This is a genomic window from Flammeovirga sp. MY04 (genome assembly GCF_001682195.2).
GTDB lineage: Bacteria > Bacteroidota > Bacteroidia > Cytophagales > Flammeovirgaceae > Flammeovirga > Flammeovirga yaeyamensis.
Genome location: NZ_CP003561.2, coordinates 1,144,549 through 1,170,992, shown reverse-complemented (window position 1 = coordinate 1,170,992; position 26,444 = coordinate 1,144,549). Strand labels below are relative to the sequence as shown.

19 protein-coding genes are annotated in these 26,444 nt (G+C 34.3%); 16 read left to right on the top strand and 3 right to left on the bottom strand.

The features are described from left to right. Positions 1–54: 54 nt before the first annotated feature. From MY04_RS24580 to MY04_RS24560, 5 genes are all read left to right on the top strand, one after another. On the top strand, positions 55–1,404 hold the full coding sequence (locus tag MY04_RS24580) for an endo-1,4-beta-xylanase (protein WP_066215253.1): 1,350 nt from the start codon (positions 55–57) through the stop codon (positions 1,402–1,404). Between the two features lie 153 nt (positions 1,405–1,557). Beyond that, complete coding sequence (locus tag MY04_RS24575) at positions 1,558–3,081, top strand: MFS transporter (protein ID WP_066215251.1); 1,524 nt, start codon at positions 1,558–1,560, stop codon at positions 3,079–3,081. A gap of 35 nt (positions 3,082–3,116) precedes the next feature. After that, complete coding sequence (locus MY04_RS24570; RefSeq protein ID WP_066215250.1) at positions 3,117–4,097, top strand: glycoside hydrolase family 43 protein; 981 nt, start codon at positions 3,117–3,119, stop codon at positions 4,095–4,097. Positions 4,098–4,363: 266 nt separating this feature from the next. After that, positions 4,364–7,042 (top strand): glycosyl hydrolase family 8, encoded by a 2,679-nt coding sequence (locus MY04_RS24565; protein ID WP_066215248.1) that lies wholly within the window; start codon positions 4,364–4,366, stop codon positions 7,040–7,042. Positions 7,043–7,141: 99 nt separating this feature from the next. Further along, positions 7,142–8,497: a glycoside hydrolase family 11 protein gene (locus MY04_RS24560; RefSeq protein WP_158297898.1), complete on the top strand. Its 1,356-nt coding sequence runs from the start codon at positions 7,142–7,144 to the stop codon at positions 8,495–8,497. 43 nt (positions 8,498–8,540) lie between these two features. Here MY04_RS24560 and MY04_RS24555 read toward each other — a convergent pair whose 3' ends face one another. Beyond that, on the bottom strand, positions 8,541–9,641 hold the full coding sequence (locus MY04_RS24555) for a glycoside hydrolase family 26 protein (RefSeq protein WP_066215243.1): 1,101 nt from the start codon (positions 9,639–9,641) through the stop codon (positions 8,541–8,543). Between the two features lie 231 nt (positions 9,642–9,872). Here MY04_RS24555 and lepB point away from each other — a divergent pair, with 231 nt between their 5' ends. The 8 genes from lepB to MY04_RS24515 all read left to right on the top strand — a co-directional run bounded on the left by lepB (position 9,873) and on the right by MY04_RS24515 (position 20,857). Further along, a complete protein-coding gene (gene lepB, locus MY04_RS24550; RefSeq protein WP_066215241.1) occupies positions 9,873–10,727 on the top strand; it encodes a signal peptidase I in 855 nt (284 codons plus the stop codon). 479 nt (positions 10,728–11,206) lie between these two features. Next, positions 11,207–13,984, top strand: coding sequence for a bifunctional aconitate hydratase 2/2-methylisocitrate dehydratase (locus tag MY04_RS24545; protein ID WP_066216791.1), 2,778 nt, complete (start codon positions 11,207–11,209; stop codon positions 13,982–13,984). Between the two features lie 166 nt (positions 13,985–14,150). After that, a complete protein-coding gene (locus MY04_RS24540; protein ID WP_158297897.1) occupies positions 14,151–14,786 on the top strand; it encodes a DUF6624 domain-containing protein in 636 nt (211 codons plus the stop codon). An 18-nt stretch (positions 14,787–14,804) separates the two neighbouring features. Beyond that, positions 14,805–15,608 (top strand): alpha/beta hydrolase, encoded by an 804-nt coding sequence (locus tag MY04_RS24535; protein WP_066215237.1) that lies wholly within the window; start codon positions 14,805–14,807, stop codon positions 15,606–15,608. A gap of 460 nt (positions 15,609–16,068) precedes the next feature. Beyond that, a complete protein-coding gene (locus MY04_RS24530) occupies positions 16,069–17,595 on the top strand; it encodes a carbon-nitrogen hydrolase family protein (RefSeq protein ID WP_066215235.1) in 1,527 nt (508 codons plus the stop codon). Positions 17,596–17,630: 35 nt separating this feature from the next. Further along, entirely contained in the window at positions 17,631–19,040 is a 1,410-nt protein-coding gene (locus MY04_RS24525; protein ID WP_066215232.1) for an arginine decarboxylase, read from the top strand. Then, positions 19,033–19,890: an agmatinase gene (gene speB, locus MY04_RS24520; protein WP_066215231.1), complete on the top strand. Its 858-nt coding sequence runs from the start codon at positions 19,033–19,035 to the stop codon at positions 19,888–19,890. Before MY04_RS24525 ends, speB begins: the two co-directional genes overlap by 8 nt. After that, entirely contained in the window at positions 19,880–20,857 is a 978-nt protein-coding gene (locus MY04_RS24515; RefSeq protein WP_066215229.1) for a deoxyhypusine synthase family protein, read from the top strand. The genes speB and MY04_RS24515 overlap by 11 nt, the downstream gene beginning before the upstream one ends. Before the next feature lie 187 nt (positions 20,858–21,044). On the opposite strand, the gene proB is transcribed toward MY04_RS24515, so the two are convergent. Both proB and MY04_RS24505 read right to left on the bottom strand, forming a co-directional pair. Continuing rightward, positions 21,045–21,812, bottom strand: a complete 768-nt coding sequence (proB, locus tag MY04_RS24510; protein ID WP_066215227.1) for a glutamate 5-kinase — start codon at positions 21,810–21,812, stop codon at positions 21,045–21,047. A 1-nt stretch (position 21,813) separates the two neighbouring features. Further along, positions 21,814–23,007, bottom strand: coding sequence for a glutamate-5-semialdehyde dehydrogenase (locus MY04_RS24505; RefSeq protein WP_066215225.1), 1,194 nt, complete (start codon positions 23,005–23,007; stop codon positions 21,814–21,816). Positions 23,008–23,237: 230 nt separating this feature from the next. Here MY04_RS24505 and MY04_RS24500 point away from each other — a divergent pair, with 230 nt between their 5' ends. From MY04_RS24500 to MY04_RS24490, 3 genes are all read left to right on the top strand, one after another. Beyond that, entirely contained in the window at positions 23,238–24,299 is a 1,062-nt protein-coding gene (locus MY04_RS24500; protein WP_066215223.1) for a hypothetical protein, read from the top strand. An 84-nt stretch (positions 24,300–24,383) separates the two neighbouring features. Beyond that, the gene (locus MY04_RS24495; RefSeq protein WP_066215222.1) at positions 24,384–25,574 is read left to right on the top strand and encodes a GAF domain-containing sensor histidine kinase; all 1,191 of its coding nucleotides are present in this window, start codon (positions 24,384–24,386) and stop codon (positions 25,572–25,574) included. Positions 25,575–25,680: 106 nt separating this feature from the next. Continuing rightward, positions 25,681–26,409, top strand: coding sequence for a GntR family transcriptional regulator (locus tag MY04_RS24490; RefSeq protein WP_066215221.1), 729 nt, complete (start codon positions 25,681–25,683; stop codon positions 26,407–26,409). Positions 26,410–26,444: the final 35 nt, after the last annotated feature.

Sequence of the window (26,444 nt, the reverse complement as noted above, 5' to 3'; positions counted from 1 at the left end):
TTTCAATCCAGGGTGAAAACCCTGGGTTGTTACTAAGCTTCAAAAAGAAATAACATGAAAAAATTATTTATATATCTATTATCTGCGTTAGTAGTTGGACTCACAAGCTGTGTAGATAATAAAGAGCAAGAATTAACACTTTCTTCACCGACTATTTATAAAATCTCCAACTTAAAAGCCAGTAGCTTTACGGCAGATTGGACAAGCATTGTGAATGCACAAAGCTATGAACTAAATCTGGCTACTGACGAGAATTTTACCAACCTTGTGGCTCCCTATGAAAGTGTTTCTACTAAAGAAGATTTCTTCCATTTTGAGGGACTAGCTAAGGGACAGACTTTTTATGTAAGAGTAAAAGCCTCTCTTAAGGAGAAATCTTCTGATTTTTCTAGTGCAAAATCAATTACTACTTTAGTCGAAGATGGCGTAGAGCCAGACACTCCACTAAAAGATGTGGCGACAACGTTTAGAGTAGGTATGGCTACCATTGTAGATCGATTAAATGGAACTCACGATGAGATCTATAAAAGAGAATACAATCAGATTTCAGCTGAATGGGAAATGAAAATGAATATCATGTACCCAGAAGAGGGTAGATACGATTTCACATTAGCAGATCAATTGGTAGAATATGCACAGAAGAACGGTATGGAAGTTCATGGTCATGCTTTGATTTGGCACGCAGCCACTCCAGATTGGGTAGAGAACTATGCAGGTACAGACGAAGAGTTTTCTGATATGGTAGAAGACTATATCAAAACGACTGTGACTCGTTACAAGGGTAAAGTAATCTCTTGGGATGTTGTGAATGAAGCCATTGATGATGCAGGTGGAAATTATAGAAATTCAGTTTTCTTAGAAAGAATGGGTGAAGGTTATATTCAGAAATGTTTTGAATGGGCAAGAGAAGCAGATCCAGATTGTTTATTATTCTACAATGATTATAACTTATGTTGGGATAGAACTAAACTAGATGCTGTCATCACCAAAGTGGTTGATAATTTCCAATCGAATAATGTTCCTTTAGATGGTGTGGGTTTTCAAATGCATATTGGTTATAACGGCCCTTCTAAAACAACAATTGCAGAACATACTAAACTAATTACTGATAAAGGTATTCTTATGCACTTCTCGGAGTTAGATGTAAAGATAAATCCTGATAATGATTTATCGGCTCCTACTGAGGAAAGAGAATTTGCTCAAAAGGACAAAGTGAGAGAGGTAGTAGAAGTGTATAATGCAATACCAGAAAGTAGCAAATTTGCACTAACGATTTGGGGATTAAGAGATGATGAATCATGGATTCCAAGTCATCAAGGTCATGATGATTGGCCATTATTATACGACAAAGACTTTACGATCAAAAAAGCACATACAGGCTTCTTAGAAGGCCTTCAAGAATAGAGTTAGCTATGTGAGGAGGAGGGAATTAGAGTACCTCTTTCTCCTTCTAACATCAAACAATTTATTTATCGGCTTGTCAATAAAAGATTCAACATGTGTGTGTTGGGGTGGTATTTTATTGCTTAGATTTTATTGACTTTATTATTGAGAAAAATGAAAATTGATGACCAAAAAGTATCGTTAAAAGAAAAGATAGGATACAGCTTGGGTGACTGTTCTGTTAATTTTGTATTTCAAATTATGTTGGTTTTTCAACTTGGTTTTTATACAGACGTTTTCGGAATTAAAGCAACAGCTGCTGGAACGATTCTATTATTAGCAAGAGTAATTGATGCCTTTGTAGATCCTGTGGTAGGCATTATGTCGGATAGAACCAACACAAGATGGGGAAAATATAGGCCATGGGTACTATGGACTGCCATACCTTTTGGATTATTTTTCTTTTTAGCTTTTACAACTCCAGATCTTACGGAGAGATATAAAGTGATTTATGCAGGTATTACCTATACACTTTTAATGGCCATCTATTCCTTAAATAACACACCGTATTCAGCTTTACATGGTGTGATGTCGAGTGATATTGATGAGCGAACAAATATTGGATCTGTTCGATTTGTTTTAGCTATGGTGGCCTCATTAATTGTACAAGGTTTTACATTGCCATTAGTCGATAAATTAGGTCAGGGTGATGATCAAAAAGGTTGGTCGATGGCGATAGGTATTTTCTCACTCATTGCTATTGTATTTTTTGTCATCACTTTCCTTACTACGAAAGAAAGAATTACACCACCTCCAACTCAGAAAACTTCCATCAAACAAGATTTTAAAGATTTGAGTAAAAACGGTCCATGGTTCTCTATGTTTATTGTGACCCTTTTTATCTTCACAACCTTATCATTATGGGGAGGAGGAATGTATTACTTCTTTAGTTATTACATGCAACCACAAGCCATTTTCTCATTCTTAGAGCAATTCAATTTAGTACAAACTACCAACAGCGAACCTTCATTATTACATAGTTTAATGGATGCATTTGGTCTATTGGCCTTACCAGATCAAAGTAATGCATTTAGTGTAGGATTTAGCTTTTTTAATATGATAGGGCAGTTTTTTACCATTGTTGGTGTATTGACTCTGTCTGCTCCATTGGCAAAAAGGTTTGGTAAAAGAAACACCTTTATTGTCTGTCTATTTATGACTTCAGTTTTTACTGGATTATTCTTCTTTGTTCCAGAAGATAAGGTGGGTTGGGCATTTACCTTAAATATTTTGAAGTCAGTATTCTATGCACCAACCATTCCGTTACTCTGGGCAATGATGGGTGATGTAGCCGATTATTCAGAATGGAAATATAAAAGAAGGGCCACTGGATTTGTCTTCTCAGGGATTGTATTTGCATTAAAAGCAGGATTAGGTTTAGGAGGTGCTTTATGTGGATGGATCGTATCGGTTTATGGATATGAACCTAATATGGTTCAATCAACAGATGCCATTTTTGGTATTCGTTTAACCGCTTCTATAGTACCTGCCGCAACATTTATGATCTCCGTTATTTCTCTCATTTTTTATGTGATAACGAGAGAGTTCAATATCAAAATGCAAGGGGAATTATCAGAAAGAAGAGCCAAGCAACAAGAAAATGAATTTATCGAGGTCGAAAATGTGGCCTTAAATTAAGTATACATCATATCATTTGATAAAATAAAATCAGCATGAGTTTAGTAAAAAATAAACCAAAATATATCGCAGATCATTTGTACACTGCAGACCCTTCCGCTCACGTATTTAATGGGAAATTATATATCTATCCATCACACGATATTGAATCTGGTGTAGAAGAGAATGACAATGGTGATCATTTCAATATGCAAGATTACCATGTCTTCTCTATGGATGATATTAATTTAGAAGTGACGGATCATGGTTGTGTTTTGAAATTAGAAGATATTCCTTGGGCAGGAAGACAAATGTGGGCGCCCGATGCAGCTGAAAAAGACGGGAAGTATTATTTGTATTACCCAATGAAAGATAAAAATGACATCTTTAGAATGGGAGTGGCAATTAGCGAAAAACCAGAAGGGCCATTTATTCCAGAACCAACGCCAATGGATGGGAGTTATAGTATTGATCCAGCTGTTTTCCAGGATAATAAAGAAGATTACTATATGTACTTTGGAGGAATTTGGGGAGGTCAATTACAAAGATATAGAGATAATAAGGCAATAGAAGTGGGACAAGAACCTGCTGACCATGAAGATGCTTTGTGCCCGAAAGTTGTGAAACTTTCTAAGGACATGAAAGGCTTTGCTGAAGAACCAAAAGATTTAGTGATTCTCGATGAAAATGGTGAGCCATTAAAAGCTGGAGATCACGAAAGAAGATATTTTGAAGGACCTTGGATGCATAAATATAATAACAAGTATTATTTCTCATATTCTACAGGTAATACCCATAGAATATGTTATGCAGTAAGTGATTCACCGTACGGACCATTTCATTATAAAGGTGTTGTATTAACTCATGTGGTTGGGTGGACAACTCATCACTCCATTGTAGAATTCAATGGAAAATGGTATTTATTTTACCATGATAGTCAACCATCAGGAGGGAAAACTTGGCTGAGAAGCGTAAAGTTTGTGGAAATAGATTTTAATGAAGATGGTTCAATAACCACTGTAGACGGTGAAATGTAATAACATGTATCATTCATTGTTTCAAAAGCACTCTCAAATTGGGAGTGCTTTTTTTGTGTAGGACAAATGGAGCATCAAAATGCTTCATTTTTTATGCTCCATTTTTATTATTATTTGTCGTTTTTTTGATATACAAACGATTGTTCTTCAGTTACTTTTGATAATGAGATCTCAATGAAATGAATTAACTCTTCTACTATCTATTTTGTTCCGGCTACATCATAGAAGCCAGAAAGAGTGCTAACTAAATCTACTAAATTATTGAAATGAAAAATTATCTAAACGAAAAGGTAAACTTTAGGAACAATCATGTAAAACCACCAAGCTTTGTAAAAACGATCACTCTCTTATTTATTTCACTACTGTTTTTTAGAGTGGATTGTAATGCCGTTATTTCTAATTCTGGTATGACAATACAAACAGAGACAATGACTTTAGAAGGACCTTATACCGGTACGACAACAACTCCTTTTGATGGCATCATTTTATATGCGAATGATGATAATGGATCCACAACTATTCAACTATCCAATGCGCCAGGAGTATTTGATATAAGCTTAAGAGGAGCATCCACAAATGCTAGTGCTGCAGGTGTTAGTTTAGAAATTGATGGAACCGAAATCACCACTTTTTCTTTTTCTGGTACTGTCCCAAGTATTGATACAAAATCAATAAAAATTGAAGGGAATGCAGGAAGTAAAGTGATCAGGTTGGTATTGAAAACAGATAATGGATCTAATGATACATTACTGGATTGGATCAGTTTTACTAGATCGGGTGATATCCCGCCTCCGCCAGCACCTCCAACTTTGCCAAGCGAGGGAGCTTTCTATACAGGGAATTATAGAAATATGTTCAAAGAGGCAGGGTATACACAACAACAAATTGATGATAAAATCAATAGTGTATATCAACAGCTATTTTATGGTGATGATGCCACTGAAAGAGTATATTATCCCAAAGGTTCAGATGAAGCTTACATTCTAGATATCGATAATAATGATGTAAGATCAGAAGGAATGTCTTACGGAATGATGATCGCGGTTCAGATGAACAAGCAAGAAGAATTCGATCGTATGTGGAAATTCGCAAAAACTCATATGCAACATGGTCCGGGAAACCGAGAAGGTTATTTCCGTTGGATTGTGGATGCGAATGGAGCAGAATTAGATCCCAATACGGCTTCAGATGGTGAAATCTATTTTATCACAGCCTTGTATTTTGCCTCAGTAAGATTTGGCGACCGTGGTGGTATTTATAATTACCGTGCAGAAGCTGATTATATCTTGGAGCATATTATGAACAAAGGGTGGCCACACAATCAGATTATTGGTTCAGTACCAAATATGTTCAATGAAGAAAAGAAAGTCTGTTTCGTGCCTTATGCTCAAGCTTCGACTTATACAGATCCTTCTTACTTCCTGCCTTCTTTTTATGAAGTTTGGGGAATGATGGCAAAAACCAATCGTCAATATTGGAAAGATGCCGCAGTTGTTGCTCGCGACTTTTTTCAAGCGGCTGCACATCCTACAACAGGTTTAATGCCTGATTATTCCAATTATGATGGTAGTCCAACGGGAGGACATAAAGAGGATTTTGTTGTTGATGCTTGGCGCTGTGCGATGAATGTTGCCATGGATTATGCTTGGTTTAAGAAAGACGAAAGAGAGAAAACAATTACCGATAACATTCAAGACTTTTTCTATAGTGAGGGTATTTATAGTTATTCTAGTGGCTATACCTTAGATGGCAATCCTTTACCAGGGACAGACTATCAAGCAGTGGGTTTGGTTGCTTGTAATGCCATGACTTCTTTGGCTTCTACCGATGCGAAATCTTGGGAATTTATCAATGCATTATGGGATCGAGCACCAACAACAGGTCGATACCGTTATTATGATGGATTATTACAAATGATGTGTCTATTGCATTTATCAGGTAATTTTAAAGCTTATGTCGACGGTTCAACTCCTCCTGTTGATCCTAATCCGATTCCAGTAACAGGAATTACTTTAACTCCATCATCATTGTCTTTGGAAGTGGGACAAACAAGTAATTTGTCAGTAAGTATTTCACCCTCAAATGCTGATGATAAACGAGTAAATTATACATCGTCGAATACGAACATTGCGACCGTTTCATCTTCAGGTGTTGTTCAAGCGATTCAAGAAGGGAGTGCAACAATAACTGCGACAACTGTAGATGGTGGTTTTAGAGATGAAACTTCAATTAATGTGACTTCTGATGGTGGAGATAATGGAGGAGACAATGGTGGAAATACAGGCACATGTTCTTTTGGTTTACCTAGTTCAGAAGCATTCCCAACAATTAATACTAGTTTCTCACATGCTCATGTATTAGGTAATGGTCCCGATTTATCTCATGTAAATAATATTTCCGTAAACTGGTCGAAAGAAGGTGGACAAATTTGGGACCTCTCTATGCGTACAAATAACGGTGTGCCAAATTGGTATGTTGATCTTAAAACAGCTATTACCCATACTTTAGGTAGTGCTTCACCATCAATCACTTTTTCGAATAGTGGATTCAGCGGATTAGATGGAGCGTATTGGATAGGCAAAGAGGGTTCAGATGTGGTATTGGTTTCAAAAACATCAGATTTCACCATTTATTTAAGTAATTCTTCTTCTGCACCAAGTTGCTCTAATGCTAGGTTGATGACTGTGAATTCAACATCAAATAGTGATTTGGAAAATGAAATTCAACTTTATCCGAATCCTGCTACAGATCAAGTGAGCATCAAAGGGTTGAAAGGTACAACGACTAAAATCAAAATTTATACGATAAGTGGGGTATTGGTTTCTACTTCAATTTTAAATGAAGATGAAAGAAAGTTGAATGTTTCAGCTTTAAAGAAAGGAACCTATGTGCTTCAACTTTTATCGGATGATGATTATCAAATTAAAAAACTGATGATTCAGTAATAAATCTATTCAATCAAGAGTCCAATAATAAAACATTCTACTTCACTCAAAACTATCTATTGGGCTCTTGAATTTTTATGAAATGAAAACTTTATTAAAATGAAAAATCTACTATACATGAAAACGCTAGATTCTTTAAGCGGTATTCAAAACAACAATCAATTGATGCAACGTTTCTATAAAAGCGTTTTTGTAATGTCTGTTTTCCTATTTTCAACTTTTGATGTACAATCCCAAACTATTTGTAATAATCAGATTGGGAATCAAGGAGGATATACCTATGAGTACTGGAAAGATTCAGGAAACGGATGCATGACGCTCAACAATGGAGGAAACTTTTATGTTTCTTGGAGCAATATCGGTAACCTTTTAGCTCGAAAAGGAAAGCGTCCTGGAGTGAAAAATCAGACGGTGACTTATGGAGCAAATTACCAACCTTCGGGAAATTCTTATTTATGTATTTATGGTTGGACAACAAGTCCTTTGGTGGAATATTATATTGTGGAGAGTTGGGGAAGTTGGAGACCTCCTGGAGCAAATGCTAAAGGGTCTGTCACTACAGATGGAGGTACATACGATATTTATGAAACCACAAGAGTACAACAACCTTCAATTCAAGGAACAAAAACGTTTCAACAGTATTGGAGTGTTCGTCGATCGAAAAGAACAAGTGGAACAGTAACGTGTGCCAATCATTTTAATGCTTGGGCTTCTTTAGGAATGAATATGGGAAATCTCTATGAAGTTTCGTTTACTGTAGAGGGTTACCAAAGTAGTGGTACATGCGATGTTTATAGTATGTCTATGGGGACAAGTAATGGGAATTCTGGCGGAGGAAATACGGGGTCGAACTCGATAAAAGTAAGAGCTAAAGGGGTAAGTGGACAAGAGAAATTGAATGTTCGTATTGGTAATCAAACCATTCAAACTTTGTCGCTAACTACTAATTTTAAGATTTTTACTGTCAATACCAACTCTAATGGAGATCTAAATCTTGAATATTTTAATGATCAAAACGGCAGGGATGCACAAGTGGATTGGGTAGAAATTAATGGAAATAGAAAACAAGCTGAACAACAATCGTATAATACAGCGGTTTGGCAAAATAATTCTTGTGGAGGTCAATATTCAGAATGGATGCATTGTAATGGAGTTTTAGGTTTTGGCAATACTTCAGGAGCTAGGATGATGAATGTCGATGCTGTTGACATTTCAGATAATTCAATTTATCCAAACCCAATAACTAATGGTAAAGTATCTATTAGAAATGCTGATTTAGGGGAGATTCATCAAATTGTGATTTACGATCAACAAGGGGCAATATCAAAAAGTTGGGAGGTAAATGATGGTCAAGCACTGATGAATTTAGAACTTGATTTACCTAAAGGTATTTATATAATGCACGTGGTTGGATCTATCAAATCACTTCAAAAAAAAATCATTATTTCAAACTAAGCATTTGATGATAAGGGGAGCAAAATCAGCTCCCCTTATTAAGTTATAAGCTTGGTCCGTTTAGCTTATCATACAAATTATCTGATGACATCAAATAAGTCTCTTTTTCCAATTCTGTTTCCCATTTTTCCATAATCATTGGATTCACTTGAAGACGAGAATCGATGTATTTAAAAGTGGGATTATCAAACCACATTCTATGTGCTTTCCAATTACAATTTATGTAAGAGATAGCTTTTACAGTCTTCGGATTTTGATGAATAGTCGCAAAAAATGGAGTAAACCAATTTTCCCATGCCTCAACCGCCTGATCTTGATTAGATAAGTCAGTCTCTTTATTTTCTTCCAAAGCAGGAGTGGCTTCAGCAATAAATACGGGTTTTCCTTTTTGCTTCGCAAAGGCAATCATATTTTGTTTTTTCCACGCTCCAAAAAATGAAAAGGCACACCAATCTACATAATCATCTCCTGGATACCATTGTTCTAATTCTTCTAATGAGGACATAAAACCACACGATTGCCAAACATAAGCCACATTGGTAATCCCCATTTCATCATAGATATCCTTTATCCTTTTATAGGCTTTTATATAGTGTTCTCTATTGTAGTGATTCCAATCATGACCATCAAATTCATACCCAATGCGCAAGAATATCGGACGAGGGGCTTGTTGCTGAAGAAAAGTCCCTAATTCACGAATCATTTCATCTCTTTCACCATAAGCCACCGCAGAATCGTGATTTACCATACCTAAGCCAATTGCCAAAGCCATATTATTATAATCTTCATCTGCCAATTGGAGGCTCATGTTGCTATCGTTATCGCCCCAATCTGCTGTAGAAGTAACACCATCCAAACCTTTATGAGTAAACCCAAAAGATTCTTCACCCGGAGTGAGTACCGTATAAGCAGTGAATCCTGCAGGACGTCTTTCAAAATAATCTAGATAGCCATTATTGTATTCTTCCAATCCTCCAATAGAAGTCAATTCCTGACCAATAAATACTAAACACTTACCGTCCTCAGGCTCAAATTTAGCTCTAGAAGTTTCTTCGATTTTAGATTGCTTTTTTTGAACAGATGTACATGCACTTATCAAAAACACGGCACATGCACCAATACATAATCTTCTTAAAAAATTCATTTCAATTTACTTTTTGATGATGGTTTGAATTTAATGGGTTTGACTATCGATTCATCAAATTTTATTACCTCATTTGTACGTCATAAAGTATTGAAGTAAGAGTTGCATCATTTGAAGTATTCCTAGCAACATTTGTTATAGCGTTAAGGAGTATCAAAAGGTAATAAAAGACCTGATTTTTTTGATAAATTGCAATGACATTATAATTAAAGAAATACTGACATCAGACAAATGAACCAAAGAAGAAACCCATGGATAGCGGGAATATCCAATTTTTTTATTTTAGGATTAGGTCAATTATATAACGGTGAATTAAAAAAAGGCATTCTGTTTCTCCTTGGATTTACTTTTCTTCCTTTCATTTTCCGATTAACACATTTGCCTTATTCTTTTTTTGGATTTTGGGTTACAATATTTATCATATTTACACTTCGATTGTATGTTATAATTGATGCAGTGAAGTCAGCTAAAAGGCTTCAAGATTATACCTTAAAGGCAGTAAATAAATGGTATTTCTATTTCTTATTTATAGTAGGATCAATAATCATTAGTTTGATATTTGATAATAATTCATTGTTAGGTATCGGTACTTTTTCAGTAGCCTCTGAATCCATGGAACCTACTATAACTCAAGATGATTATGTTGCCGTGAAAACTTCAGTTGATGTCAACAAGTTAGAGTATGGCGATATTGTGGTTTTTTCAGATGAAGAAGATGAGGAATCATTTTATATCTGTAGGGTAGTAGCACAACCTGGAGACAAGGTGATGTTGAAGGATAATTTCCTTGTAATTAACGGTCTTCCATTAGCTCATCAAAAAAATGACAATGATATATATACCGAAACTTTACCCAACTTCAAAAACATTGATATTCGAGTAAATCAAGAAGTCCCTAAAGGACATGAGTCGGCAAATACTTATGAATTTGAGATCGCTTCGGATGCCTATTTTCTAATTGGTGATAATAGAGATAGTGCTTTGGATAGTCGATATTTGGGTGAAATCAAAAAAGATAGAATCAAAGGAAAACTACTCTTTATTCCTTATGGTTTTGATGTGTATCGAATAGGAACGAAGTTTTAATATATGTAGGCCACGTTATCAATAATTCCTATACACCCTATAATTTTTCTTTATTTTCTTATTAATATTTGAAAAGACGAATATTTAAAATACGTAATATTACGTAATAACTTGATAGGCAAATATAAGAAAAGTGTCTTTTAAAAGTTATTTTAATAAAGTAATAACAATATGAGTATTAAAGTATGGATATTCAGTTGGTTATGTGATTTGTGGAGTTTTGGTTATTTATCGAAAAATTGAAATTTTCATTCATATTTTTCTTTAAATTTACGTAGAAAATTACATTAAATTTGAACTTCATACGGAATTAATTTAACTGAAGAAGATAAAATTAAAATTTATTTGTATTTTTGCACTACGAAAAATTAAATGTCAATTATTCATTTAATAAACGAAAACAGCATTACTTACTCTTAACAGATGAAAGTAAGCAAATAAACTTTCCTTTTTATACACTATACACTAAGAGAATTTTTATGAGCAGATATAACGAATATCTCCAAGAGATCGAAGAAAGAAAAGGTCAGGGGTTACATCCAAAACCGATAGACGATGCAGAATTAACAAGTGAGATCATTGCGCAAATCAAAGATGTGAACAATGAAAACAGAAAAGACTCACTTAACTTCTTTATTTACAATACACTACCTGGAACAACTAGTGCAGCTGGCGTTAAAGCTCAATTCTTAAAAGAAATTATTCTTGGTGAAGCTAAAGTAGAAGAAATTACAGCAGAATTTGCTTTCGAACAATTATCACACATGAAAGGTGGTCCTTCAATCGAAGTACTTTTAGACCTTGCATTGGGTGATGATGCTTCAATTGCAGAAGCTGCAGCTAAAGTATTGAAAACACAAGTTTTCCTTTATGATGCTGATATGGAACGTTTGGAAGTTGCGTTCAAAGCAGGAAACACTGTAGCTACAGATATATTAAAGAGTTATGCTAATGCTGAGTTCTTCACGAAACTACCAGAGGTAGAAGAGGAAATCAAAATTGTTACTTTCATTGCCGGAACAGGTGATATCTCTACAGATTTACTTTCTCCAGGTGCTGATGCTCACTCAAGATCAGATCGTGAATTACACGGACAATGTATCTTCGAACATAATAAAGAGCAACAAGAAGCATTAAAAGCTTTAAAAGAACAACATCCTGATAAGCGAGTAATGTTAATCGCTGAAAAAGGTACAATGGGTGTAGGTTCTTCAAGAATGTCAGGTGTAAACAACGTAGCATTATGGACAGGTATTCCTGGTAGCCCATATGTTCCTTTCGTTAACATCGCTCCAATTATTGCAGGTACTAACGGTATCTCTCCAATTTTCTTAACAACTGTAGGTGTAACAGGTGGTATTGGAATCGACCTTAAAAACTGGGTGAAGAAAAAGGATGAAAACGGTAATACAGTTCTTGATGCAGATGGCGAGCCAGTATTAGAGCAAACTTATTCTGTGGAGACAGGTACTGTACTTACAATCAATACAAAAACAAAAAAATTATACAACGGAGATCAAGAACTAATTGATATCTCTGCTTCTTTAACTCCTCAAAAAGTAGAGTTTATTAAAGCAGGTGGTTCTTATGCAGTTGTATTTGGTAAGAAATTACAATCTTTTGCAGCAAAAACTTTAGAAGTGGAAGCTCCAGTAGTATTCGCTCCATCAAAAGAAATCTCAATTGATGGTCAAGGTTTAACAGCTGTTGAAAAGATCTTTAATAAAAATGCTGTTGGAACTACTCCAGGTGTAACATTACACTCAGGTTCTGACGTTCGTGTAGAAGTAAACATCGTAGGTTCTCAAGATACTACAGGTTTAATGACTTCTCAAGAATTAGAGTCAATGGCAGCAACAGTCATCTCTCCAATTGTAGATGGTGCTTACCAATCGGGTTGTCACACTGCATCAGTTTGGGATAAAAAAGCTCAAGCCAACATTCCTAAGTTGATGAAGTTCATGAACGACTTCGGTTTGATTACAGCGCGTGATCCAAAAGGAGTGTACCACGCTATGACAGACGTTATTCATAAAGTATTGAATGACATTACTGTCTCTGATTGGGATATCATTATTGGTGGTGACTCTCATACAAGAATGTCTAAAGGTGTTGCATTTGGTGCCGATTCTGGTACAGTAGCATTGGCTTTAGCAACTGGTGAGGCAACAATGCCAATTCCAGAATCTGTGAAAGTGACTTTCAAAGGTGAAATGAAAGCTTACATGGACTTCCGTGACGTAGTTCACGCAACTCAGCAACAAATGTTGAAGCAATTCGGTGGTGATAACGTATTCCAAGGTAGAGTAATTGAGGTACACATTGGTACTTTAACGGCTGACCAAGCGTTTACTTTCACTGACTGGACAGCAGAGATGAAAGCAAAAGCTTCTATCTGTATTTCAGAGGATGAAACATTAATCGAATCTTTAGAAATTGCGAAGTCTAGAATCCAGATCATGATAGAGAAGGGTATGGACAACGATAAAGCAGTTCTTCAAGGATTAATTGATAAAGCGAATAAGAGAATCGAGGAGATCAAAACAGGAGTTAAACCTCCATTGACTCCAGATGCTGATGCGAAATACTTCGCTGAAGTAGTAGTTGATTTAGATGAAATCGCTGAGCCAATGATCGCTGACCCAGACGTTTATAACGAAGATGTTTCTAAGCGTTACACTCACGATACAATTAGACCTCTTTCTTACTACGGTGGTGACAGACAAGTTGATCTTGGTTTCGTAGGTTCTTGTATGGTTCATAAAGGTGATATGAAGATCCTTGCTCAAATGTTGAAAAACATTGAAGAGTTACACGGTAAAGTAGAATTCAAAGCACCTCTAGTAGTTGCTCCTCCTACATACAACATTGTAGATGAGTTAAAAGCAGAAGGAGATTGGGATGTATTGAAGAAGTACTCTGGTTTCGAATTCGATGACGATGCACCTAAAAATGCTGCTCGTACGAAATACGAAAACATGCTTTACTTAGAGCGTCCAGGTTGTAACCTTTGTATGGGTAACCAAGAGAAAGCCGAGCCAGGTGATACAGTAATGGCGACTTCTACTCGTTTATTCCAAGGTAGAGTTGTAAAAGACTCTTCAGAGAAGAAAGGTGAGTCGTTATTATCATCTACTCCTGTTGTAGTACTTTCGACTATCTTAGGTAGAACGCCTAATTTAGAAGAGTACCAAGCAGCGGTGAAAGGAATCAACTTAACGAAGTTCAAACCTTCTTCTAAGTTGTTGACTTCTTAATTGAATAAAAATCTCTACTTTTTTCAAGTAGATTTTAAAATACACTAAATCTCAGTAAATTGTGTTTCGACGTTTATTTGCTGAGATTTTTTTATAAACCTCAGTTAAGTAATAAACAGCTCACAAACTGAAATTTTTATTAACTCCAATTATAGCTAACAAACTCATGAAACGACTATTTTATTTTTTACTTATTGTGATGACTTCATGTCAAGTCCAACGAAATATTAATTCCGAAGCATTAACAGCGGAATTAGATAGTATCTATTATTTAGATCAAAAATACCGAAATCAACTATTAAATACATATGAAATTGACTCTCTAGAAATTCAAGCACTTTGGAATAAGCAAAATGCAATTGATCAAAAGAACTTAAAAAGAGTACTTGAGATTATAGATTCAGTAGGAAAATTTCCAGGTAAAAGTTTAGTGGGAAATAAAGGGAGCAAAGCTGTTTTTTATGTTTTACAACATGCACCAGATAGTATCCAAAATAAATACTATGATATGATCATACAAGCCGGTGAGGATCAAGAATTAAGTAAAAACTTGGTGGGGATGTATCAAGACAGATATTTAATGCAAAATGGAAAACCACAAATTTATGGATCACAAATTCAGATAGTAAAAGAAATTGATCATCAATCAGGAGAACTTGTTGAGGTGACTAAATTATGGCCAATTTCCGATACAACTAGCATAGATTCTTTAAGAATGTGGAACGGATTTGGCCCTTTGGAAGATTATTTGAATGCGTTTGGTTTGAGTCGTTGGGAAGAAAAATCAAGTTATACGAAATAATAAGCAATTTAGATCTTAATGAAAAAACTAATCAAAGGCTTCCTTCTATCAATAGTAACTATTTACATCATTTTTTGTGGAGGACTTTATCTCAATCAGGAATCTCTCATATTTTTCCCTGATAAATTGGAGGCAGATTATCAGTTTGAATTTCCAATGGATTTTGAAGAAATAAATTTCAATACTTCTGATGGAAATACGATTAATGGTTTATTATTTAAAAGTGATAGTACAAAAGGTTTAGTTTTCTTTTTACATGGTAATTCGGGTTCGTTAGAAAATTATGGATATACCTCTCAAGTATTCTTAGAGAACAATTATGATGTCTTGATGATTGATTACCGTGGTTTTGGAAAAAGTACAGGAGAAATCAGCAGTCAGAAACAGCTTTTTGATGATAATCAAATGATATATAATCGAATGAAACTCAATTATAATGAGGAGAATATCATTATCATGGGCTATTCTATTGGAACCGGTATGGCTTCATTTTTGGCATCAAAGAATAAACCCAAAGAACTTATTCTTCAGGCACCTTATTACGGACTAAAAGCCATGATGCAAAAACATTATCCTTATGTGCCTCCAATTTTATTAAAATATCGTTTTGCTACTTATAAATATCTCAGGAAATGTGATTTTCCTATCTACATATTTCATGGAAAAGGGGATAATGTCATTCCTTATGATCAATCAGTGAAGTTAAAAGAAGAATTTCCTTCTAAAATTGAATTGACTACTTTAAAAAATCAGGGCCACAACGGAATAAGTAATCACCATGATTATATAGAAGTTATGAACAGTATATTGAAGAATGATTAGATTTGATATTAATACTCCAAATGAGCATTACCTAATTTCAGAGCAGGATTTCGGTACGAGGTACAACTAAGAATGAACTTTAGAATTGATGTAGGACATGACCCGTTGCAAAATCAGACACTCATTTATTTTAACATGACGGAAGCATTTTAATTTTTTTTTCGCGTTAAGAAAAAAAATAATTGATTATTAAAATTATAAATATAACTTTGCGCCACTAGAAAATGTACTATACAATTATCTATTCAATTCATATAAAGTAAGAATACCCAACCCAAATAAATAAAGGCCTGAATAACATTAATTATCATCGTAGTACAATTTCTATATATTTAAAAACATATTGTAAGTAGTTGATGTTTAATACTTTGATAAGTATTAAGCTGGTTTCTTGTACGCTATATATTCAAAAATAAATAGTCGTATTCGTACTGTTTCTTTCATTATTAATTTGAAACGGATGGATTTAAATCAAATCGACAAAATCGAATTAGAATATCTCAAATTCGATGATTACTTGGAGATAAAAGCGGTGATGAAATCTGCTTATTCTTCGATGCCTGATTCTTACTGGAAAGAAGATCAGATTAAAACACTTTTGGAAAAATTTCCTGAAGGGCAAGTGGTTATAAAGGTAAATGGACAAATAGCAGGTACTGCTCTATCCATAATTGTAAATTATTCTGAGTTTGATGATAATCATACCTACAGAGATATTACAGCAGATTATACTTTTAATTCACATAGAAATGATGGAGATACCTTATATGGTATTGATGTTTTTATTAAATCAGAATTTCGTGGTTTACGATTAGGAAGAAGATTATATGATTACAGAAAAGAACTTTGTGAAACCAAAAATCTAAGAGGAATTGCATTTGGAGGTAGAATACCAAATTATCACAAACATTCAAACAATTTATCTCCCAAAGAATATTTAGAAAAAGTAAAATTAAAGGAGATACATGATCCAGTTTTAAACTTTCAAATTTCTAATGATTTTCACCCCACTAGAGTATTAAAAGGTTACCTTGAAGGGGATGATGATTCTGGTGAATATGCCGTACTTTTGGAGTGGGATAACATTTATTATGAAAAGCCATCGAAGAAAGCCGCAACCCAAAAAAAAGTTGTCCGTTTAGGCTTGATACAATGGCAAATGAGACCATATAATGATATAGAATCTCTTCTTCAGCAAGCTGAATATTTTATCGATGCAGTCTCAGGATATCGTTCAGATTTTGCAGTTTTTCCGGAGTTCTTTAATGCTCCATTGATGGCAAAATTTAATCATCTCTCTGAAGCAAATGCAATAAGAGAATTAGCAAAATATACTGATGAAATTGTTGAGAAATTTTCTAGTTATTCTATTTCATACAACATAAATATTATTGCTGGATCCATGCCAGAAGTAAAAGATGGAGAATTATTAAACGTTGGCTATTTATGTAAAAGGGATGGAACTGTAGAACGTTATGAGAAAATACATGTAACACCCGATGAGTCTAAGGTTTGGGGGATGCAAGGAGGGAAAAATATAAAAACCTTTGATACTGATTGTGGTAAGATTGGAGTATTAATTTGTTATGATGCCGAATTCCCTGAATTAAGTCGATTATTGGCCGACGAGGAAATGGAAATCCTATTCGTACCCTTTTTAACTGATACCCAAAACGGATATTCTAGAGTAAGACACTGTTCTCAAGCGAGAGCTATAGAAAATGAATGCTATGTAGCGATTACCGGTAGTGTCGGTAACCTACCTAATGTACATAACATGGATATACAGTTTGCACAATCCATGGTATTCACACCTTGTGATTTTGCATTTCCAACAAGCGGTGTTAAAGCAGAAGCAACACCCAATACGGAAATGATTTTAATTGCCGATGTTGATTTAGATTTACTTAGAGAATTACATCAACATGGCAGTGTACGAAACTTAAAAGATAGAAGAAAAGATATCTATAATTTAAGTTTGAAGTAAATTATTTAACATCATCTCAACCATTATTTGTTAAAATGAAGAACACTTATTTTGATTTAATTGAGCAGAGTTTCTACTTTCCTCAAGAAGGTTTTGATTTAAGAGATAACTCTTTGACATTTCATGGAGTTTCTTTAAAACACCTTATAGAGAAACATGGAACACCTTTTAGATTTATTTATTTGCCGAAAATTGGTGATCAGATCAAAAAGGCTAGAAATTTGTTCAATAGGGTCATCAAAAACAATGCATACAAAGGAAGTTATAACTTTTGTTATTGTACAAAATGTAATCACTTTTATCATGTTGTCAATGAGGCCATCAAACATAATGTGAACCTAGAGACCTCATCATCTTTTGATATTGATTTGATATTATCACTTTTCAAAAAAGGAAAGATTACTACGGATATCAAAATTATTCATAATGGATATAAAACCGACGATTATCTAAGAAAGATCGTTGATTTACAAAAAGCAGGTTTTGAAAACTCTATTATTATTTTAGATAGTATCAATGAGTTTCATCGTTTATCAAAAATAAGGACAAAACATGTCATAAAAATTGGTGTGAGGATGTCAATAAACGAAGAAGCACAGTCTGCTTATTATACATCAAGATTGGGAATTCCTCATAAAGAGATTTTAGAATTTTATAAAAATCACATACATGATAATCCAAAATATGAATTTAAAATGTTCCATTTCTTTGTTGATTCAGGAATAAAGGACAAACCATATTATTGGGGGGAATTTCAAAAAGCGTTGAAGTTGTATGTGGCATTAAAAAAAGAGAGTAAATCTTTGGACTCTCTTAATCTAGGTGGAGGTTTTCCAATTCGTAACAATTTGGGTTTTGAATACAATTATGAGTACATGATCAATGAGATTGTGAGCAATATTAAAAGTGTTTGTGATGAACAAAAGATTCCTGAGCCTGATATCTTTACAGAGTTTGGTAAGTACACCGTTGGAGAAGCTGGAGCAATCATCTTTGAAGTCTTAGAAAAGAAGCAACAAAATGATAATGAGACTTGGTATATCATCGATAACAGTTTAATGAATACCATCCCAGATGCTTGGTCAATACAAGAAAAGTTTATTCTATTACCCGTTAATAAATGGCAAAATGAATACGGTCGTGTAAACATTGGAGGTATTAGCTGTGATCACTCTGATTATTATAATTCAGAAGATTTAAACCAAGAAGTTCTTCTGCCATTATATGATCGAAAGAAAGATAAAGAACCTTTATATATAGGTTTCTTCCATACAGGTGCTTATCAAGATTCCGTTAGTGGATATGGTGGTATTAAACATTGCTTGATCCCATCTCCTAAACATGTAATCATTGATAGAGACGAAATGGGTAATATCGTAGATATGGTGTATCGCGAAGAGCAATCAGTTGATGAAATGTTTAAAATCTTAGGCTACAATGAGTAATCCATACATTTTCGCAGGTTTAGAAGAAAAGTATTCAGCATATAGTAATGCAAATATTTTACTTCAGCCCATCCCATACGATGGAACAAGTACTTGGGGAAAAGGGGCAGATAAAGGTTTGGCAACTTTCATAGAAGCTTCTGAAAACATGGAACTTTATGATATCGAAACAGATTCTGAAGTCTATAAAAAAGGAGTATATGTTCTTCCTGAAATTGATGAAAATTCAAGTCCTGAAAAAGTGTATCAAGAAGTGTATAAGAAGACAAAAGATCTCCTTGATTCAGGAAAATACCTCACTTTTTTTGGAGGGGAACATTCCATTAGTATTGGAGTAATTGATGCTTTCAAAGAGAAATACGAAAATCTTACTGTACTTCAAATTGATGCACACGCCGATCTTCGACCAAGTTATCTAGGTTCAGAATTTAACCATGCTTGTGCTTTGTATCGTGCTTCTAAATCGACCAACTTAATACAAGTAGGTATTAGAAGTATGGATGTGTCTGAGAAGGAACATATGAATTACGATAAGTGTTACTTCGCCGAAGATATTTATGGTAAGTATGATTGGATGGATAAGTCGATCGATCAGATGACAGATGATGTTTATCTCACTATTGATTTGGATGCATTTGATCCAGGTATTATGCCAGCGACAGGTACACCAGAACCAGGTGGTTTTGATTGGAATACTTTAATCATTTATCTCAAAAAAGTTTTTACAAAAAAGAATGTGGTCGGCTTTGATATCGTAGAATTTGCACCTATTGAAGGATTACACGGACCAGGATTCTTAGTTTCAAAATTGTACTACAAACTATTATCATATAAATATTATGGAAAATAAAGGAGCTATCACTCAGTTTATGCTAGAGCATTTTAAGCATTTCAATGCTGCTAGCTTAGTGGATGCCGCTAAAGGATATGAAGCACAATTAGTAGCAGGAAATAAAATGATGGTTACTCTTGCAGGGGCAATGAGTACTGCAGAATTGGGGAAATCATTAGCAGAAATGATTCGTCAAGATAAGATACAGATTATCTCTTGTACAGGTGCCAACTTGGAAGAAGATGTGATGAACTTGGTAGCACATTCATTTTATAAACGAATTCCAGAATACAGAGACTTAACACCTCAACAAGAAAGAGAATTGTTGGATAATGGTCTAAACAGAGTAACGGATACTTGTATTCCAGAAGAAGAAGCTTTTAGAAGATTACAAGATCATATCTATAAAATCTGGAAAACTGCAGAAGAAAACGGAGAAAGATATTTCCCACATGAGTACATGTATAAAATGTTGCTTTCTGGGGAGTTGGAACAATATTATCAGATCGATCCTAAAAACAGTTGGTTGTTGGCTGCGGCCGAAAAGAACCTACCTATTGTGGTCCCAGGATGGGAAGATTCGACTATGGGGAACATCTTTGCTTCTTACTGTATAAAAGGTGAACTGAAAACGTCTACAGTAAAGTCAGGAATTGAATACATGACTTGGTTGGCTGATTGGTATACTGAAAATACACAAGGAAATGGTATTGGATTCTTCCAAATCGGAGGAGGAATTGCAGGCGACTTTCCAATATGTGTAGTACCAATGTTGTATCAGGATTTAGAAAGACCGGAAACACCATTTTGGAGTTATTTCTGTCAGATTTCAGATTCAACAACCAGTTATGGTTCGTATTCAGGAGCAGTCCCTAATGAGAAAATCACTTGGGGAAAATTGGACGCTGATACACCGAAGTATATTGTAGAGTCAGATGCTACTATTGTGGCCCCTTTGATTTTTGCCTATTTACTAGGGTATTAGAAATTAACTAATCACCAAGAACTCGCAGATTGTTGATGTGTATATAAGAGTTCTTGAGGTTGTATATCATGATTTATTTCAGATGTAATATATAAAGCGGGGAGTTATTACTTCTCGTTTTGTGTGAGTTATTAATAGTTTTAGTATTATAAGAAAGGACGTTGCTTTGCAACGTCCTTTCTTATAATTATTGAGGCGAAAACCTCGTAAATCGTATTTCTTCATTCAAACTTCTTTCTATAAAGTTTGATCTAGCACCATTAACTAGATATACTTCAATCCCTTTCTCGAAGCAGATCTTGGCGGCACTAATTTTAGAAGTCATTCCTCCAGTACCCAGACCGTTTTCTCTTTCTTCTATGAATTGATCTATATTCGATAGATCATTCACTACAGGAATCAGTTCTGCATCATCATGTAAATTGGGGTTTTTAGTAAATAGCCCTTCAATATCTGATGCGATGATGAGAAGATTGGCATCTACCAAAGAAGCTACTAAGGCAGATAATTTATCATTATCACCTAAGATCAATTCTTCTACGGCTACTGTATCATTTTCATTAAAAATGGGAATGAAACCGTGATTCAATAACTCATCTACTGTGTTTCTTGTATTCTTTCTTGATTCTTCGTTATCAAAATCTTTGTAGGTCATTAAACATTGAGCAACTTTAAGGTCAAAATCGCCAAAACATTCTGCATAGATCTGTAAAAGTTTAGGCTGACCAATGGCTGATAGTGCCTGCTTAGAGTGCACCATATTATTTTTTAACCCATTAATATTGATGAACTGTTTAGCAGTTGCCACAGCTCCCGAAGAAACCAAAATGATATCGTATCGATCTCTTAAAGCAAGAATTTGTCGACCAATATTTTCTATTTTACCTCGTGAAATAAGTTTGGTACCCGCTGTTAAAGTGGAGGTGCCAATTTTCACTACAATTCTTGGTTTCATTTTAATTACGTGTTTGACCGTTACCCGAAATAAACCATTTATTAGATACGAGCTGAGCCAATCCAACAGGTCCTCTAAAGTGTAACTTTTGTGTACTAATGGCAATCTCAGCACCAAAGCCAAACTGTCCACCATCTGTAAACCTCGATGAAGCATTGTGATAAACTGCTGCACAATCTACTTCATATTGGAAAGCAGTGGCAATTTCTTTATCATTAGAGATAATCACAGCAGAGTGCCCACCAGAATATTTGTTGATGGTGTTTACTGCCGATGCTTTATCAGGAGTTACGGTAAATAAGATTTTCTCCGATAAAAATTCCTCTGGCATTAATTCATCTACATCGGCTTTTTGAGCTAAAGTAGTGAAAGATGTTACTTGATCATCACCTAATACTTCTAAACCAAAATCGATTGCTTTTTGAGCTAACTGAGCTACTTTATCAGCTAATTGAGGAATCTCTTGATCGAACAATACTTTGTCGATGGCGTTACAAACACTCAAACGACTTTTACCATTTAAGACAATATCGATGGCCATATCCAAATCTACATCCTTATGGATATAAATAAAGTTATTTCCACGTCCACTAATCATTAAAGGAACGTTTGTCGTTTGTTTGATATAATTAATCAGACCTTCACCACCTCTCGGGATAATTAAGTCCAATTGATATGTATTTTCCGAAAGCATTTTTTGTGTAGCAGCACGATCTATGTCTAAATACTCCACATAGTCTTCACTTACATCATTAGATTTTAATGCTTTTTTCCAAAGGTCAACCAAAACTAGATTCGAATTTCTAGCTTCCTTACCACCTTTTAATAAGATCTTGTTTCCAGATTTAAAAGCACTTACAGCAGCTTCGATAGTCACATCAGGACGCGATTCGTAAATAATAAGAATACGACCAAAAGGAACAACACGATTTTCTACGGTCATGCCATTGGGGTGTTCGTAAGCACTTAATACTTTCCCCTCGGGGTCTTCCAAACCTAAAACTTCAGCTACAGAACCTACCATACCCTTCACTTTTTTGTCATCCACTTTTAGACGATCCACCAAAGTGGGGTCAAGGTCACCTGCCTTTTCTAAATCCAACTTGTTGGCCTCGATAATCGATGAAGCATGATCTTCAATCAACATCGCCAAATCTTTTAGCACATTGTTCTTCTTCTCTGTGGAAAGTATCATCTTCTTTATAAGTTATTGTTAGTTATCCCACAATCGCTTTGTGGTTTGGAATTAATTCTCACAATATACGGCGATATTATCAAAGAATTTAATATTTGATTGATAAATTAATAATAATTGATCTAAACCATTGATATTTTTCAATTTCAGAACGCTTTTTTATTTTATTAAATTAAATAGTAATTTGATGTTGCAATTGAAACATTGACCTAGATTAAACTAAATTATATATGTATTTCGAAGGAACAATATCCATTGACCCATCTCAATTGACGCATATTGAGAAAGTTAAACCAACAAAAGCATTTAAAAGAGTTTTTTATTATTTGACCTTAGGAAATGTTTCTGATCAAGTAGAAAAAGAAACGTTTACAGCTGTATCTATCCTTCAACAGTTAAATGATGTATTAATTCATTTAGGTATTGATAATATTGTTCGATTATCACACGATGGTATCGATTTTTACCTAGATAAATATGGAAAAGAAGGAGATCTCAAAGAAGCATTTGATAAATACGATTTAGAAATTGATCATTCCATGTCAACACACTACGAGAAGCTGGTGATGGTAATGGAACATGACGATACTACTTTTAAATATTTATTAGAAATTGATATTAACCGCACACATAAAGTAGGAGAGTATCCTATTGAAATGAAGGTGACCGGTTTATTAAATCAGTTTAAAAAATCGGATAAAGATCGTGCGGCTGTAGAATCAGAAATGTCTGATATTTTCAAAGATCAAGAAGCTTATAATAAGTTTAAGGCTTCTAAACAATATGAATTTGAGCAGTTTTTGAACGAAATTAAAATGGCCATCATCAAATTGATGAAAGTAGATGATGTCATTACCAAAACAAAAACGAAGGTGGTTGTACCTAAAAATAAGGTACAAGAAGAATCAGATATTCGATACGATCAATCCTTCGGACAATATGGAGTTCATTATGGTTATTATGGTTTCTCGGATTTCCTTTTCTACAGCATGTTATGGTCGAATATGAGTCATACAAATAATATTACCATGTATGAAACTCACTTGGAATCGGACATGGGAGAAGAATTAGGTTTCTTCGATGAAGTAGATACTTCTTCGGATTATTTTAATGATGAGGTGGAGACAGATTATCACGACCTTGAAACTGAAAGTGAAGATTACTCATCAGACGATTTTGAATCAAACGATACTGGTTTTGAAAGTACGGAAGATTCAGGAAGCTGGTTCGATTTCGGTGGAGATAGTGATAGTGATTGGGGTGGTTTTGATGATTTTGATTCTGATTGGTAATATTTAAAGAATTTAAATAAAAAGGCTTTTATACTTCGGTGTAGAAGTCTTTTTTTTATATTTTTATTGATATTATTTGTTTAAATGAAGACACCAAAAAAGCCAGAGAACGAGTTTCAAAGAATTAAAGATTTGTATTCCTACAATGTTTTGGATACTCTAAATGATATTGATTTTGATTATATCACTCAAATGGCTGCACAAATATGTCAAACAAAAATATCAGTGGTAAGTCTTGTAGATCGAGAACGACAGTGGTTTAAATCTAAATTTGGTATTGATGCCGCTGAAACACCAAGAGATGTTTCATTTTGTGGTCATGCAATCTTAGATCCAGGTAAAATGTTGGAAGTAAGCGATGCTCGATTGGACGAAAGGTTTGCCGACAATCCTCTAGTTACAGGAGCCCCTCATGTTACTTTTTATGCTGGAATCCCTTTAGTTACCGAAGAAGGAAATGCATTGGGTACATTATGTGTAATTGATGATCAACCCAAAGAACTCAACGATTATCAAAAAGAAAGTCTGAAGATATTAACACATCAAGTGGTCCGACTTTTAGAATTAAGGAAAAGAACACTTCAGATAGAAAAAAATAATCAGGAACTGACTAAATATTCAGAACACTTAAAAGACTTCATTCAGATTTCTACTCAGAATATGAATGGACCTGTTCTTAGTATGAATAGTATTATCAACTTAGCTCTTTTAAAACAACCCGACCCACAGATAGAAAGCTACTTAAAAAGAATATCGAGAGAAATTGATATCCTTCAGGATTTAATGAAGGACTTTGAAAAGTACGATGAAATTGTAAAAAGAAAAGAGAACTTTGTAATCTATTGCCTCAAAGATTTAACTAGGGACTTTAACGATTTCTTATCCCAATATTCTAACATATATACCATTAATATTCATTCTAATCTAGAACATCTGGTAATTGATCAGAAAAGTATAATAGAAATTTTTCATCAATTGGTTAGCTTCTTTATTGGTTACTCCAACAAAAAAGTACTTGATTTTGATTTAACGATTCTTGAAAACTACTTCAACTATGAATTTGAGTTGAAGGTAAAAAAATTGACCATTGAAAAAGATCATCTAAAAAATATTTTTGATCCTTTTATTTGTAAAATCTTAAATCAGAAAAACGATAAAAAAATCAAGAAAGATTTGTCTCTAATACACAAGCTTATTAGCATGAAAGGTGGGAAAATTAATGTGACTTCTAATGAAGAGGATGGGACTGTTATTTATTTCTCTATTGAAAAATAAAAAATTAGCTAACAAAGGTTAACCTAAATAAAAACTTTGTTATGAGTGTTGATAATACAATAATAAATGAGCACATTTGTTATGTTCAAACATATAAACATAATATATGAACATAACAATAAACCATAACTCAGCATTACCACTTCATAAGCAAATAGAAAATGTATTGAGAGATTTAATCGATACAGGAGAGTATGACAATGGAAAACTATTTCCTAAAGAAGTAGATATCAGTAATCGTCTTGGTGTTTCTAGAAATACTGTAAGACAGGCCATCAATACGTTGGTGACAGAAGGATTATTGATAAGAAAGAAGGGAGTAGGAACAACCGTAGCTGAAAAGAAAATTCAAACGAAGTTATCGGAGTGGCATAGTTTCACTCAAGAAATGAATAATAAAGGAATTCCTTTTAAAAACTATAAAGTCCAATTAACTAAAGTGAAAGCAACCGAAGAATTGGCTTTATTACTTTCAATAGAAGAAGGAAAGGAAATCATGAAATTGGAAAGAATTAGAGGCGACAAGGACATGCCATTTGTGCACTTTGTTTCATGGTTCCATCCAAAAATTGATTTTGACGAGAACGAAACATTCGAGAAACCTTTGTATGATATTATAGAGGAAAGATCGAATATCATTCTTACTAAATCTTCAGAAGAATTATTGGCTATGTTGGCAGACAAACAATTGGCCATAGATTTAAAAGTAGAAGAAGGGTCGCCTGTTTTATTTAGAAAAAGAGCAGTGGCTGATCCAGGTGGTAGAGTAATGGAAATTAATCACGGTTACTATCGAGGAGATCGTTTTACCTATCAGATCGAGATTAACCGATAACTGCCGCAACACTTACATTAAATGAACTGAAATTA